The organism is Paraconexibacter sp. AEG42_29, assembly GCF_040581415.1.
Lineage (GTDB): Bacteria > Actinomycetota > Thermoleophilia > Solirubrobacterales > Solirubrobacteraceae > Paraconexibacter.
Window position 1 is genome coordinate 5,648,322 of sequence record NZ_CP114014.1, and the last position, 14,046, is coordinate 5,662,367.

Consider the following 14,046-nt stretch of genomic DNA (forward strand, 5'->3'; position numbering starts at 1 on the left):
GGCTCAGTCCCCCGTTCCGGGTGATCGGGGACAGACGCCGGCGCGCTCGACGATCGGCCCGAGGACCTTCGCGACCGGGGACAGCGCCGTCGTCACCGTCGAGCAGGACGCGATCACGCTGCCGTGCCAGAACACGCCGTTGGCGTCCTGGCCGGAGACCAGCGAGTTGCCGTTGTGCGCGAACCAGGCCAGCGAGAACAGGTACGAGTTCTGCTTGCCGCCGGGGACGTGGGCGAGCTCGTTGGTCAGCCGCTCGAGGACGTCGAAGACGGTCTTCAGGTCCCCGGTCTGGGCGGACAGCGACCGCAGCGCGGGCTCGAGCTGCTGCAGCACAGGGACGGCGCTGCGGGTCAGCGTGGTGGTGTCCCGCAGCGCCGGGGTGCCCTTGACCAGCAGCGGCTCGACGCCGCGCAGCGCGTCGGGCAGCGCCTTGGCGGTCGGGACGAGCGACCGCAACGCCGGTGCGGCGGCGTTCGCGAAGGGGGTCAGCGCGGTCAGCGCGGTCCGGGCGGTGTTCAGCGTGCCCGGGAGCCGGGCGACCGAGGTGCGCAGCGCCGCCGACTCGCCGGCGAGCGCGGCGAACGTGCGGTCGCCGCCGTCGACGAGCTGGGCGACCGACTCGTCCTGCTCGGCGAGCGCGCCGCTGAGCAGCTTCAGGTTGTGGATCGCGCGGCCGAGCTCCCGTCGCCGCGAGGCGACGGCGGCACTCACGCGGCGGGCGCTGTCGAGCGTCGGCGCCCCGGCCTGCAGCGCCTCGCGCAGCGCGACGCCGCGATCGCCCAGCCCGCGCCCGCCGGCCTGCAGCATGGTCTGCATCCAGCGGCGGGTGTCGGTGTCGAGCGACGCCGTGATCTCGTCGAGGTTGACGTTCGCGGTCGTGCGCGACGTGTCGAGGACGACCCCGTCGGCCAGCACCGGCTTCGACGGCGAACCCGGGTCGATGTCGACCGTCATGTCCAGCAGCGGCGTGCGCGGGCGCAGGATCAGGCGGGCGTCGGCGCGCAGATCGCGGCGCGGCAGCTCCCCCGGGTCGATCTTGAGGCTGACGAGCGCGACGCCGTCGCGGAGCTCCACCCGGGAGATCTCGCCGACCTTCACGCCGGCGACTGTCGCGGTCTGGCCCTGGCCCGGGGTCAGGGCCTGCCCGGTCGGCATCTGGACGCGGACGGTGTAGTCGTCCGCGAACGGCCCGCGGACACGCTGGTTCACGAGGATGTACCCGCCGACGACCGCCGCGATGATCGCCAGGCCGACGATCGCGATCATCGGCTTCAGCTGCTCCTTGACGCGCCGGCTCACGGACGTCCGGCCTTCTGGCGCAGCTTGCGGTTGGTGCGGGCGGTCTGGGCGCGCAGCTGGGACGGGGTCAGCGGCGCCGTCCGGCGGACCGAGACCGGGGTGATCGTGCCGGCGGGCGGGGCCGTCTCCGCCTCGAGCGACGTCAGCGGCTGGTCGAGGCACGGCGCGTCGGGCATGAAGGGGGACTGGTTGTTGCGGAACGCGGGCCGCGAGCCGAGCGTCTCCTCGCTGCCGATCTGCACGAGGTTGCTCGGCCCGGGCAGCCGCGTCGCGACGCCGTCGGTCCCGAGACCGAAGCTGTAGCGCGTCGCGTAACCGTCGCCGCCGAAGTTTTGCTGCGAGCTGAGCAGACCGGTCCCGAGGCTGAAGAGCTCCTGCCAGACGGTGCGGCCCTTCGCCGTGAGCGCGCCGTCCGGGACGGTGGCGTTGAGGATCGGGACGACCCGGGTGGTGAGGCACTGCGACACCGGCCGCACGACGTTCAGCAGCGGCGGCAGCGTGCGCTCGAGCGTGCTGAGCGTGCGGGCGGTCGGGCGCAGCTCGGCCACGAGCGCGGGGAGCCGGCCGGGGCGCGTCAGGTCCCCGAGGGCGGTCAGGAACGCGGGGGCGCGGTCCAGCACCGGCGGGGCGGCCTTCAGGCCCGGACGCAGCGCGACCGCGAGCTCCCGGAGCGGCGGCAGCGTCCGGTCGAGGGCAGTGACCGCTGCGGGCGTGCGCTCCAGCAGGCCGCGGAGGGCGGGCACCGTCGCCGAGAGCGCCCCCTGCTGTGAGGCGAGCGCGTCCATCGTCCCGCGGAAGCCGGTGAGCAGCCCCTGCAGCTGGATCCGGTGCGCGTCGAGGGTGGTGTTCAGCCGGGCCTGCTCGCGGATGACGCCGGCGAGGTCCCCGTCCTGGGTGCCGCGCGCCGCCTCGAGCGCGACCGCACCCTCGCGGAACGCGCCGGGGGCGCGCCGGAGGTTGGCCCGCAGCGCGCGGTCGCCGCCGTCCTTGAGCGCCGTCGACAGGCCGCCGAGGAACCGCTGCAGCGACGTGCGGGTGTCGGCCCGGTAGGTGTCGAGGACCTGGTCGAACTGGACGGGGATCGCGGTCCGGCCCAGCGGGACGGTCCCGCCGTCGTCCACCTCGGGCGCCGCCGGCGTCCCGGGGCGCAGCTCGAGGAAGTAGTTGCCCTCGAGGAACAGCCGCGGGCGCGCCTTGATGCTTGCGTCGGCGTGGATCGGCAGGCCCTTGTCCTGGATCTCCATCGTCACCCGGACGGTGGTGCCGGGGCCGCGTCCGACCTCCTTGACCTTGCCGACCTGGACGCCGGCGATGCGGACCGGGGCGTTCGGCCGGATGCCGTTGCTCAGCGCCGAGTCGAAGACCGCGTGCAGCTTGTAGGGGTTCGCGAACGGGTTCGTCTTCGTGAAGGCGAAGTAGGTGGCGACGATCGCGAGGACGACGACGATCGAGCCCGCGGCGAGGTTCGAGACGCGGTCGGTGCGGCGCCTCATCGCTTCTCCCTCGCGACCATCTCGGCGATGGTCCCCGGGGACGTGATGTCGGTCGCGCCGGGCTGCACGCCGGGGGCCTCCCCGATGCGCTGGCCGGGCGTGTAGGGGGTGTTGCCCGACTCGCACTCGCCGCCCTGGCCGACGTCCGGGGTGGTGAGCTGGTGCAGGTCGGCGGACGGCGTCGCGCGGGGCAGCAGCTGCGACGGGTCGCTCGGGTTCAGGAAGCGGAACCACGTCCCCTGCTGCGTGCCCTCGCTGGCGAGCGAGGCGACGTTGCGCCCCCAGACCGCGAGCGCGTTGCACTTGGTCTGGAACGGGTTGACGAACGTCAGCAGCGGCGTGATCCGCTGCACGGAGTCGTCCAGGCGCTGCAGGGCGCCGGTGGTGTCCTTAGACCGCGCGAGCGTCCGCAGCCGCGCGACGAGCTCGTCGACGGGCGGCAGGATCGCGCGGGCCCGTTCGACGGCGGGACCGGACACCCGCAGCGCCCCGGCGATGATCGGTGCGGCCACCGGCAGCTGCCGCACCCCGGGGGTGGCGTCCCGCACCAGGGCGGTCGCGCCGCTCAGCACGGGGTTCAGGTCGCGGAAGCCGCGGGTGGCGACCCGCTGGGCCCCGGACGCCTTCTCGATCGTGTCGCCGAGGGCCTCGCGCTCGGCGGCGAGCGCACCGAACGTCGTGGCGCCCGAGTCGAACACGCGGCGCAGGTCGTCGGCGCGCGGCGCGATCGCGGTGACCGCCGAGTCGATGCCGCGGACGAAACCGTCCAGGCCGGCGGCGCGGGACGACAGCGTCCGGGCGACGACGTCCAGGTCGGCGAGCGTGCCGGGCAGCGGCTCGAGCGCCCGGTTCAGGCTCTCGCCCCGGCCGGCGAGGCCGGCGCCGAGGTCGGACACGGTCCCGCGCAGCGCCTTGCGCGTGCGGGGGTCAAAGGTGTTGATGACGTCCGCGAGGTCGATCGCCTCACGGGCCGCGCTGAGCGGCAGCACGCCGCCGTCCGGCAGCGTCGTGCGGCTCTTGCCGGGTTGCAGCTCGAGGTACTTCAGGCCGACGTTCGACCGCTGGCGGATCAGGACCCGGGTGTCGCGCGGGAGCGGCTTCAGCGACGCCTCCACCTGCATCGAGACGACCGCGACCGGGCGCCCGCCCCGCACCTCAGCCTCGACCTCCGTCACCTGGCCGACCCGGGTGCCGGAGACGCGAACGTCGTTGCCCGGGAGCAGCTGCAGCGCGTCGGGGACCGTGGCCTTGAACGAGTAGGTCGGGACGAACGGCAGGCCCTTGTTGGCGTTGTAGGCCAGGAAGACCGCGACGGTCACGACCAGCACGGCGATCGCCCCGACGAGGACGGGCGAGGAGTAGACGGAGCGGCCCGGGCGGCGGTTCATCCGAGCAGGTATCCCAGGAGGTCGCGGACGGTCTTGGGTGCGGCGGACGGAGCGGCCGGTGCGGCCGGCGCGGAGTCGCGGCCGCCGAGCCGGCCCAGCAGGTCCTGCACGACCTTCGGCAGCGCGTCCACGACGGGCGGGCGGGACGGGCGGGACGGGCCCGGGGCCGCGGCGGGGCCGGACGACGGCGCCGGCGAGGCCGGGCGGCTGGGCTGCGCGGCCGGCACCGGCCGCTGCGTGCGCTCGGCCTTCGACGTGGCCGTTGCTGCCCGCTCGCGCTGCCGCCGGGCCGCCGCCTGGATCGTGCCGCGGGACGCTTCGAAGTGCGCGTCGCAGCCCGGCGTGGGGGTCGTCGCGTAGAGCAGGCACGGCCCGGGGAGCAGGTACGCCGGCAGGTAGTGCGAGTTCTTGTCGAAGCGGGCGATCGCACTGTGGGCGTAGTACAGGAAGCCCTGCAGCGCCTCGAACGTGCCGCGCTCGCGGAAGCTCGCGAACAGCTCGGCGGTCAGCTTGCCCGCGGGGGCCGCGTTGGTCGCGAAGCGACGCAGGCGGCGGGTCTGGGGCGCGATGTCCGGCAGGGCCTTCGTGGTCGCGCGCGCGGTCTCGCCCAGCCGCGTGAGGGTCGGCGTCGCGCGGTCTGCGAACGGCCGCAGCTGCGTGACCAGCTGCTGCAGCCCGGGGGCCGACCGCTGCAGGTCGCGCACGAACGGGGTCCCGATGGTCGCGAAGTCCGTCAGCTTGGCGAGCGACGGCTGCGCCTGGGCCAGCAGGGCCGGCAGGTCGCGGACCGCTGCCGCCAGGCGCTCCTTGCGCGCCCCGCTGGTCTCGGCGACCACGCCCGCCTGGCGGACGAACTCCGCGACGCGGCCGCGGCCGGCGGCCAGGCTGCGCAGGACGGTGTCGCTGCCCTGCACGAGCGACCGCAGCTGCGCGCGGTCGCGCTCGAGGATCGACAGCGTCTCGTGCGTGGCCTGCAGCGCCGGGGCAGCGCGGCGGATGGCCTGGTTCAGATCGTCGCCGCGCGACGTCAGGCCCACGCCGAGCCCGTCGAGCAGCAGCGTCAGCCGCTGGCGGACGGGGAGCTGGAAGGTGTTCAGGACCTGGTCGATGTCGACCGGGGCGTGCGTCCCGTCCAGGCCGAGCGTCGGCGTGCCCTCGCGCTCGGGGACGACGGGGGCGTCGGCGGTCCCCGGCGTGCAGTTGATGAACCGCTCGCTGATCAGCGACTGCGGCGCGATCGTGCAGTCCGCGTCGGTGTGGAACGGGCCGAACTCGCCGTCGATCGTGAGCTCGACGCGGGCCTTGTGGTCGCGCGTGACCGCGAGGTCGGTGACCTTGCCGACCTTCGCCCCGGCGATCCGGACGTCGACGCCGGGGGTGACGAACGAGGCGTTGTCGAAGATCGCCGCGACGCGGTAGTCGGCGCCCGAGCCGGACCCGGATCCGCAGCCCGCGACAGCAGCCGCCGCAGCGACGGCGAGCGCCGCGCCGAGCCCGCGCAGGCGCGTGTGGCGACGGGCGGTCATGGCCGGTTCCCCGGTTCGCAGGCGTAGCCCGGGTCGAACACGTTCGACCCGTCGGCGGCCGCGACGCCCGCCCCGCCGGGGCAGCGGGCGACGTTGCCGAACTTGACCGGGGACCCCGGGAAGGAGGGCACGAGGTTGCCGAGGATCCCGACGACCGGCGTGGACGTGGAGACGAAGGCGATCCGCGCGTACTCGCCGTTCGCGTCGTAGGACCCGCCCGAGGTGCCGCCGAAGCCGTTGGTCGCCCCGAGCGCGATGTCCGGGAAGGCCGCGCGGGCGGCGCTGACGATCGGCGCCGTCGCCTTCAGCGCGTCGGTGGCCGCCCCGATCGCCGGCACCGCCGTCGATCGCAGCGCGGGCAGTCCGGCGAGCGCGCCGCGCAGGGTCGGCAGCAGCGCCCGGACCGCGGGCAGGACGTCGGCGGTCTGCCGCAGCGCCGGCGCGGCGGCGGTCAGGGTGCGGCTCAGCCGCGGGGCGACCGGAGCCGCCAGGTCGACCGTCGGCTTCAGCTCGTCGAGCGTCCCGGCCAGCCGGTCCAGCGTGCGGCCGGCGCCGCCGAGCGCGGTCGGCGCGCGGGCGAGGACGTCGGCCAGCGCGCGCCGGTCGGCGGCCAGCGCGCCCGCGGTCGTGGCGGCGGACGAGAGCCCGCCCGCCAGGTCGTCCCGCCGCGCGGCCACCGCGGACACCACCCCGGAGGAGGCGACGATGAACTGCTGCAGCGCGCCGCGGTCGGCGATCAGCTCGCCCAGCGTCCCCTGGATCTGGCTCAGCGCCGGGTCCAGGTAGCGCAGCGAGGCGTTCATCCCCTTCGCGCCGCCCTGCTGGAGCGCCGAGTCGCTGCCCTGGATCGTGGCCTGAAGCCGCTGGCGGGTGTCGGCGTCGAGGGTCGACAGGACGGCGTCCAGGTCGGTCGACGAGGTCGACGCCGACGACGGGATCGTGTCGCCCGAGGCCATCGGCTCGGCGTTGTTCGGGCCGGGCTCGAGCGCGACGTACCGGTTGGCGACCCCGGACACCGACGCGGACCGGACGATCGCCCGGGTCCCCGTGTGCAGCGGTGCGAAGTCCTCGTCGTCGATCTCGAGGGTGACGTCCGCCTCGTTGTCGTCGGCCAGCTCGATCGCCGTGACAGTGCCCACCTGCAGGCCGCCGACCTCGACGAGGTTGCCCTTGACGAGCTGGCTCGCGTTCGTCAGGCGCAGGTGCAGCCGGTAGGGGTCCTCGCCGCGGGTCAGCAGGACGAGCAGGACGACGACGGCCAGGGCGAGCGCTCCGGCGGCGAGCGCCCGCGGGTCGGCGCGCCGTGGCTCACTCCCGGATGCAGTCCCCTCGCTCGCCATCTCCCGCCCGGAACCTAACGAACTTTCGTTCACAGACGCAAATATGTTCGGTAGCGTCCGCAACGTGGCACCGTCAGCACCAGCCCCCGCGCGCGCCGCTGCGCCACGCCGCAGCCAGCAGGAGCGGAGCGACACCACCCGCAGCGCCCTGCTCGACGCCGCGCTCGACGTGCTCGCCACCGAGGGCTACGCCCGCGCGACGACGAGCCGCGTGTGCGAGCGCGCCGGCCTGTCGCGGGGCGCGCACCTGCACCACTTCGGCACCCGCGACGGGCTCCTCTCGGCCGCGGTCGAGCAACTGGCGGCGCAGCTGATCGAGCTGCACCTGGGGTCGTTCCCGGACGACGAGCAGCCGGACCCGGGCCGCGGCCTGGACACGTTGTGGGACCTCTACACCGGTCGCCTGTTCGTGACCGGGATGGAGGTGATCATGGCCGCGCGGACGGACCCGGACCTGCTCCTGCGCCTGAAGCCGCTGGAGCGCCAGCTCAACGTGCAGTCGGCGCGCCTGTGCCGGCGCCTGTTCCGCGCCCACGGCACCCAGGACGAGTTCGACGAGCTGATGCTGTTCGTGCTCGCCGCCGTCCGCGGCGTGGCGATGCTCGACACGACGAACCCGACGACGGCGGCCCGCCGGGCGCGGCGCTGGCGGATCGTCCGGGAGCACCTGCTCGCGGTCCTGTCGCCGGCCTGACGGCCCGGGGACGCCGGTGCGACGACGTGGGATAGTCGGCGCATGAGCAAGCAGGGGATCGAGCACACGGACGTCGTCGTGGTGGGCGCCCGCTGCGCCGGGAGCGCGACCGCGATCGCCCTGACCCGGCGGGGCCGGAAGGTGATCGCGCTCGACGGCGCGTCGTTCCCGTCCGACACGCTCTCGACCCACCTGTTCTTCCCGAACCACTGGGCCGAGCTCGAGCGGCTCGGGGCCCGTGATCGCGTCATGGCGCTCGACCCGCCGCTGCACACGCACGCCGGGCTCGGCACGAGCGCGGTGGAGGTCGTGGGCCCGTTCCGCGCCTACGAGGGCTTCGCCGCCGGGTCGTGCGTCCGCCGCCCCGGTCTGGACCAGGCGCTCGTCGACACCGCTCGTGACGCCGGCGCCGAGGTCCGCGAGCGCACCCGCGTCCGGGACCTCGTCCGCGACGACGCGGGCCGCGTCGTCGGTGTGCGCTACAGGACCCGCGACGGCGTCGAGGGGGAGATCCGCGCGAAGCTCGTCGTCGGTGCGGACGGGCGGGGTTCGACGATCGCGCGGCTCGTCGGCACCCGCAGCCACCACGAGTGGGAGAACCGCCGCATGATGGCGTTCGCCTACTACGACGACCCGCGCGAGGCGGACCGTCACGTCGCGATGCAGTGGCGCCAGGACGACGAGCTCGTCACCGTCTTCCCCTGCGACGGCGGGCAGTCGCTGGTCCTGCTCATGCCGCCCGCGACCCGAGCCGACGAGTTCCGCGACGACGCCGAGGCCGCGTACGAGAAGACCGTCGCCGGGGTCGCGCCGCTGGCCGCGCGCCTGGAGCGCTGCACGCGGGCGTCCAAGATCCGCGCCTCCTACACCCACCCGGCGTACTTCCGGCACTCGCACGGGCCCGGCTGGGCCCTGACCGGGGACGCGGGCCACTTCAAGGATCCGGTCACCGCGCAGGGCATCCGCGACGCGCTGCGCTTCGGGCGGCTCCTCGGCGAGGCCGCGGCACCCGCGCTCGACGACGCGGCGTCGCTCGATCTCGCGCTGCAGGAGTGGGAGGCCGACCGTGACGCGCAGTGCCTGGCGATGTACCAGTGGGCGAACGGGCTGGGCCTGGCGGACGACATCTCCCCGATCGAGAACGCGGCCTACCGGTGGTTCGCGTCGCGGCCGGGCGGCCCGAGCGACGTGCTGGACGTCTTCTCGCGGCGGCAGGCTCCCGCGCAGGTCTTCTCGCCGGCGCGCGTGGTGCGCTGGGTCGCGCAGGCGGCGCGCGACCCCGCGGTGCCGCGGCAGCAGCTGTGGTCGACGCTGCGCCGTGACGTGCGGCGCGAGCTCGCCCGGATCGCCGAGGAGCGGCGGTTCGCCCGCCGGCGTGCCGCGTCCGCCCGGCAGCCGTTCGTCGTCCCCGCGCCGTCCGTGGCGCCCGCCGACCGACCGGAGGCCGAGCCGGCGGTCGGGGTCTGACGTCCGCCGGGCGACGCCCCGGCGTGCGGCAAGCGGGCGTCGGCGTCGGCCGGTCAGGCCGGCCGCGCCCCCGGCATCGGGCGCAGCAGTGCCAGCTGCCGGGACTGGAGCAGCAGCCGCCCGTCCGCCGACCACAGCTCGCCCTGCTCGTCGAAGATCCCGCCGCCGGCCTCACGGGTGTCCAGGCGGCAGAGGACCCATGGGTGCTCGCCGTCCGGCACCGGGGCGCGCCAGTGGATCGTGAGGTCGAGCGTCGGCATCAGCGCCGGCCCGTCCAGGCGCGGGAAGACCGCCGGCCACCAGGCGTCCGAGTAGGCCGCGAGGGCGATCGCGTCCAGGGGGCGCGGGGCGATCGTGCGGATCCAGCCGCCGACGAGCGATTCCTCCGCGCCGGTCACGGGCTCCGCGCCGAACGCGTGCCGCAGGTCGTAGTTGTCCAGCAGGGCCGACGTCGAGCCGCCCGGGCGGACGCGGGTGAGCCCCGCCGGCGGCGGGGCCTGCGGGAAGCCGGTGGCCGGCTGCACCAGCGCTCCGGGCCCGTCCGCGTCCACGGCCAGCACGCCGACGCCGGTGATGAGGACGTCGTCGCCGCGGCGGCCGCGCAGGGACACGAACGTCACCGAGCGGCCGGCGCGCTCGACCGTCAGCTCGTAGTCGATCGGCCCCTCGGTCGGCGCCTTCAGGTAGTGCAGCGTCAGCGATCGCGGCGCGCGGTCGGCCCCGGCGGCGAGCATCATCGCGCGCGTCGCGTGGGCGGCGATCAGCCCGCCGTTGACGCCGATGGCGGCGTACCAGCGGCGGGAGATGATGCCGCGCCAGCGCCCGGGGCCGATCGGCTCGAGCGCGGTGTCGTCGTCGAAGGAGGGATCCACGGCCGCCAGTCCATCAGCTTTCGCCCGGGGGGCGCTCGGCTGTCAGGCGTTGAGGAGCAGGACGCCCGCGACCGCGAGGGCGGTCCCGAACAGCGCGAACCCCGCCGCGAACACCACGATGAACCCCGACACGAGCCGCAGCGCCTTCCGGTCGACCGCGACCCGGACACGGTCGGGCGCGGCCGGGTCGTAGAGGACGTCGACCTCGGCCCCCACCTTGCCGGCCGCCGGCGACGAGGACTCGAAGCTCCAGGCGTCGGCCGGCCGCCCGTCCGCGAGCGTGTACGCCAGCCGCACCCGGGCGCGCATCGAGACTTCCGGCCCGTGCCGGTAGCGCGCCTCCCACTTGACGTCGGTGATGCGCCCGCGTCCCCGGGCGGCGATGGCCTCGAAGCCCCTGCGCGACCGGCGGATCCGGCTCGCCACGAACAGGATCACGACCGCGGCGGCGAGCATCACGCCGCCGCAGCCCAGCAGGATCCGGCCGAACTGGTCCTCGATGCCCATGGTGCCCGTGACCCTTCCCCGGGGCGGCCATCCCTACGCCCGCGCACCGGTCGAGGCCGAACGAGGGGCAGCTCAGGCGAAGACCTCGGCGGCGTCGGCCGGCCAACCCGGATCGCCGCCGCGGGCGAACGCCACCCACGCTCCGTGCATCCGGGCGGCGAGCTCCGGCGGCCCGCCCGCGTCCCCCAGGAGTGCCGCATCGCCGCGCAGCCCAGGTGCGTCGAGCGTGTCGAAGACGAACGGCAGCTCGACCGCGTGCGCGGCCCCGAGGCGCCCGCCGAGCGCCCCCGACGGCCAGGCGAACTCGTACACGAAGGTCGGCGCGCCCGAGGCCCGATGAGCGTCCGCGAGGGCCGCGATGGGGTCGCGGAAGAGGCTGCGCGTCAGCGGGACGGCGTGCGCCAGGTCGACGTCCGGGCTGCCCGCGACGTACAGGTTTCCCTCCTCGGTGGTGTCGCCGATCAGGAGCGGGACATCGCTGCCGGCGCGGCCCGAGACGGCGGCGAGCGGGTCGTGCGGGACGACGTCGCCGTCGCGGACGGGGAGCAGCTGGAGCATGCCGAAGGCCGGGTCGGCGTCGCTGTCCGTCTGCAGGTCGACGGTGCCCGGGAGGACCTTGGCCTGGGCGGCGATCACGTCCGCGATCGGCACGGCACGGAAGGCGTCGGCCGTCGGCTCGACCCCCAGGTGGCCGGCGACGGCCGCGGCCACCCGCGCACCCTGCTCGGCGCTCAGGATCACGTTCTGCCCGCCGCTCTGCAGCGCCGCGCGGTGGACGAGGCCGCGGCTCACCGGGGACGCGAGCAGCGCGCCGAGCGTCATCGCGCCCGCGGACTGGCCGAACGCCGTCACGTTGCCGGTGTCCCCGCCGAACGCGGCGATCTCCCGCTGCACCCACTGCAGCGCCGCGAGCTGGTCGCGGATCCCGGCGTTCGTCACCCCGCCGTCGAGCGCGAGGAAGCCCTCGGCCCCGAGGCGGTAGGTGACCGTCACGAGCACGATGCCGTCGCGGGCGAACGCGGCCCCGTCGTAGCACGGCGCCGCCGGGCTGCCGGCCACGAACGCACCGCCGTGCATCCAGACCATGACCGGGTGCGGGCCGTCCGCTGCCGGGGTCCACACGTTGAGCGTCAGCTGGGGATCCTCGCCGGTCCAGCGCGGGCCCATGAACGAGCGCGTGTCGAGCCCCGCCAGCGTGCGCTCGGGCTGCGGCGCGGGCGGGCCGAACGCCGTCGCGTCCCGCGTGCCGTCCCAGGCAGCGGCCTCCTGCGGTTCCGCGTACCGCAGGGCGCCGACGGGCGGCGCCGCGTACGGGACGCCGAGGAACGCCGCGCAGCCGTCCGGCAGCCCCCGGCCGCGCAGCGTCCCCGCGGGGATCTGGACCTCCGGCGCACTCATGGCGCGAGCCTAACGCGGCTTCCGTAGGGTCGCTCCATGGACGTGCCCTCCCGCGCGGAAGCGTCGATGGACCTCTCGGAGGCAGCCCGCCGGCTCGCCGACGACGTCGACGTCCGGGCGATGTCGCCGCGCGTCACGGAGCGCATCGCACGGGAGGTCTTCGCCGACCGCCTCGGGGACCGCGAGTTCCTGCATGTCCTCAGCCAGAGCGTGCACGACAACGTCCAAGCGGTCCTCGACGTGATCGCCGGACGCCTGCGGGTCACGAGCGCCGAGCCGCTCGGCGCGATCGCGTTGATGGACGTGTTCGCGGAGCTCGGGGAGCCGACGGCCTCGGTCGAGCGCGGCTACCGGATCGGCCAGTGGGAGATCTGGGAGCAATGGGTCGCAGCCGCCAGGCACGAGGCGGCCGGCGACCACGAGCTGCTCACGGACCTGGTCGTCGGCCCGAGCCGCACGCTGTTCGAGTACATCGACACGATCCTCACGACGGTGCTCGCGCGCTACGAGGAGCAGCGCCGGTCCGTGGACCGCGCCCGCGACCACGAGCGCAGCCGGTTGCTGCGGGAGCTCCTGGAGAGCGTCCGCGAGCCGGCCGCCGCCGAGGCATCGGCCGTGCTCCGGTACGACGTCGCGCTGACGCACCGCGCGGTCGTCGTGCACTCCGAGGATCGCGCGGTGGCCGAGGGCGCGCTCGAGCGCCTGCGCGAGGCGATCGGCGCATCCGACGCGCTCCTGCATCCGGAGAGCGTGAACCGCTGGGCGCTGTGGCTGGGCCGGCGCGAGCCGCCGTCCGCCTCGCAGCTGCGCCAGTTCCGGCGTGAGCTCGACGCGTTCGGGCTCACCGGCGGCGTCGGCGAGCCCGCCGCCGGCGTCCCCGGCCTGCGCGGGTCGTACGCGCAGGCTCGCGAGGCGCTGCGGGTGCGTCAGGCGCTCGGGGCCGGCGGGTCGCCGGTCGCCTGGTTCGCCGACGTCCAGCTCGAGGCGCTGCTGCTCGAGCAGCCGGAGCGGGGCCGGGCGTTCGTGGCGCTGACGCTGGGGACGCTGGCCGGGGCCGACGAGCGCGGGGTGAGGCTGCGGGAGACGATCGAGGCGTGGCTCGAGGCGGGGAGCCACGTGGGTGCGGCCGCGCTGCTCGACGTGCACGAGCACACGGTCCGCAACCGCCTGCGCCAGATCGAGGAGCTGCTCGACGTCACCCTGCCCGCCCGCCGGACGGAGCTGGCGGTGGCGCTGCGGCTGCACCGGCTCCTCGGGTGACAGGCCGGGGCCGAACAGGCCCCGTTCCTGTCACCGGGCATCGCCCTGCTAGAGCAGGCTGGCGGTCATGCCGCCGTCGAGGACGTAGGACGACCCGGTGGTCCAGCCGGCGCGGTCGGACGCGAGGAACGCGGCGGTCTCCGCGACCTCGGCCACCGTGCCGAGCCGGCCCTGCTTCGCGGCCACCAGGTCGGCGAACGACGCGCCGAGCGCCGCCTCCACGGCCACGCCGGCGCGGTCGACCATCGCGGTGTCGACGAACGCCGGGCACACGCAGTTCACGCGGATGCCGGCGTCGCGCAGCTCCAGCGCTGCGACGCGGGTCAGCTGGATGACGCCCGCCTTGGAGGCGCAGTAGGACCCGAGCAGCGGGCTGCCGTTGATGCCGGCGACGGACGCCAGGTTGACGATCGTGCCCTTGCTCTCGGCCAGCGGCGCGAGCGCGTGCTTCATCCCGAGGAAGACCCCGGTGACGTTGATGTCCATCAGCCGGCGGAACTCGTCCTCGGTCTGCTCCAGGAGCGGCTTGACGATCTCGATCCCCGCGTTGTTGACGAGGACGTCGAGCCCGCCGAGGGTGTCGACGGTGGCAGCGACCGCGGCGGCCACCTGCCCCGAGTCGGTGACGTCGCAGGTGACCGCGTGCGCCCCGATCGCCTCCGCGGTGGCGGCGGCCTCCTCGCCGTTGATGTCGGCGATGACGACGCTCGCACCGCGGGCGATGAACAGCTCGGCGATCGCGCGGCCGATGCCGCGGGCGCCTCCGGTGACCAGTGCCTTGCGGCCTGCCAGTTCTTCCATG

At 75.2% G+C, this 14,046-nt stretch carries 12 protein-coding genes; 3 read left to right on the top strand and 9 right to left on the bottom strand.

All coding sequences use genetic code 11. The features are described from left to right. Positions 1-3: 3 nt before the first annotated feature. Genes DSM112329_RS26755 through DSM112329_RS26775 form a run of 5 tightly spaced genes read right to left on the bottom strand, consistent with a single transcriptional unit; the run spans position 4 to position 7,046 of the window. Complete coding sequence (locus DSM112329_RS26755) at positions 4-1,299, bottom strand: hypothetical protein (protein WP_354699629.1); 1,296 nt, start codon at positions 1,297-1,299, stop codon at positions 4-6. Next, positions 1,296-2,792 (bottom strand): MlaD family protein, encoded by a 1,497-nt coding sequence (locus DSM112329_RS26760; protein ID WP_354699630.1) that lies wholly within the window; start codon positions 2,790-2,792, stop codon positions 1,296-1,298. The genes DSM112329_RS26755 and DSM112329_RS26760 overlap by 4 nt, the downstream gene beginning before the upstream one ends. Next, positions 2,789-4,180 (bottom strand): MlaD family protein, encoded by a 1,392-nt coding sequence (locus DSM112329_RS26765; RefSeq protein WP_354699631.1) that lies wholly within the window; start codon positions 4,178-4,180, stop codon positions 2,789-2,791. Before DSM112329_RS26765 ends, DSM112329_RS26760 begins: the two co-directional genes overlap by 4 nt. Further along, entirely contained in the window at positions 4,177-5,706 is a 1,530-nt protein-coding gene (locus tag DSM112329_RS26770) for an MlaD family protein (RefSeq protein WP_354699632.1), read from the bottom strand. Before DSM112329_RS26770 ends, DSM112329_RS26765 begins: the two co-directional genes overlap by 4 nt. Further along, entirely contained in the window at positions 5,703-7,046 is a 1,344-nt protein-coding gene (locus tag DSM112329_RS26775; RefSeq protein WP_354699633.1) for an MlaD family protein, read from the bottom strand. Before DSM112329_RS26775 ends, DSM112329_RS26770 begins: the two co-directional genes overlap by 4 nt. Positions 7,047-7,110: 64 nt before the next feature. On the opposite strand from DSM112329_RS26775, the gene DSM112329_RS26780 reads away from it, so the two are divergent. Together DSM112329_RS26780 and DSM112329_RS26785 are read left to right on the top strand one after the other, a co-directional pair. Beyond that, positions 7,111-7,740, top strand: coding sequence for a helix-turn-helix domain-containing protein (locus tag DSM112329_RS26780; protein ID WP_354699634.1), 630 nt, complete (start codon positions 7,111-7,113; stop codon positions 7,738-7,740). A gap of 42 nt (positions 7,741-7,782) precedes the next feature. Continuing rightward, the gene (locus tag DSM112329_RS26785) at positions 7,783-9,207 is read left to right on the top strand and encodes an NAD(P)/FAD-dependent oxidoreductase (RefSeq protein ID WP_354699635.1); all 1,425 of its coding nucleotides are present in this window, start codon (positions 7,783-7,785) and stop codon (positions 9,205-9,207) included. 53 nt (positions 9,208-9,260) lie between these two features. Here the strand turns inward: DSM112329_RS26785 and DSM112329_RS26790 are convergent, their stop codons facing one another. The 3 genes from DSM112329_RS26790 to DSM112329_RS26800 all read right to left on the bottom strand — a co-directional run bounded on the left by DSM112329_RS26790 (position 9,261) and on the right by DSM112329_RS26800 (position 11,984). Continuing rightward, entirely contained in the window at positions 9,261-10,079 is an 819-nt protein-coding gene (locus DSM112329_RS26790) for a thioesterase family protein (RefSeq protein WP_354699636.1), read from the bottom strand. Positions 10,080-10,121: 42 nt separating this feature from the next. Next, on the bottom strand, positions 10,122-10,586 hold the full coding sequence (locus DSM112329_RS26795) for a DUF3592 domain-containing protein (RefSeq protein WP_354699637.1): 465 nt from the start codon (positions 10,584-10,586) through the stop codon (positions 10,122-10,124). 72 nt (positions 10,587-10,658) lie between these two features. Next, a complete protein-coding gene (locus DSM112329_RS26800) occupies positions 10,659-11,984 on the bottom strand; it encodes a carboxylesterase family protein (protein WP_354699638.1) in 1,326 nt (441 codons plus the stop codon). A 36-nt stretch (positions 11,985-12,020) separates the two neighbouring features. Here DSM112329_RS26800 and DSM112329_RS26805 point away from each other — a divergent pair, with 36 nt between their 5' ends. Continuing rightward, positions 12,021-13,244, top strand: coding sequence for a helix-turn-helix domain-containing protein (locus tag DSM112329_RS26805; RefSeq protein WP_354699639.1), 1,224 nt, complete (start codon positions 12,021-12,023; stop codon positions 13,242-13,244). A 48-nt stretch (positions 13,245-13,292) separates the two neighbouring features. On the opposite strand, the gene DSM112329_RS26810 is transcribed toward DSM112329_RS26805, so the two are convergent. Next, complete coding sequence (locus DSM112329_RS26810) at positions 13,293-14,045, bottom strand: glucose 1-dehydrogenase (RefSeq protein WP_354699640.1); 753 nt, start codon at positions 14,043-14,045, stop codon at positions 13,293-13,295. Position 14,046: the final 1 nt, after the last annotated feature.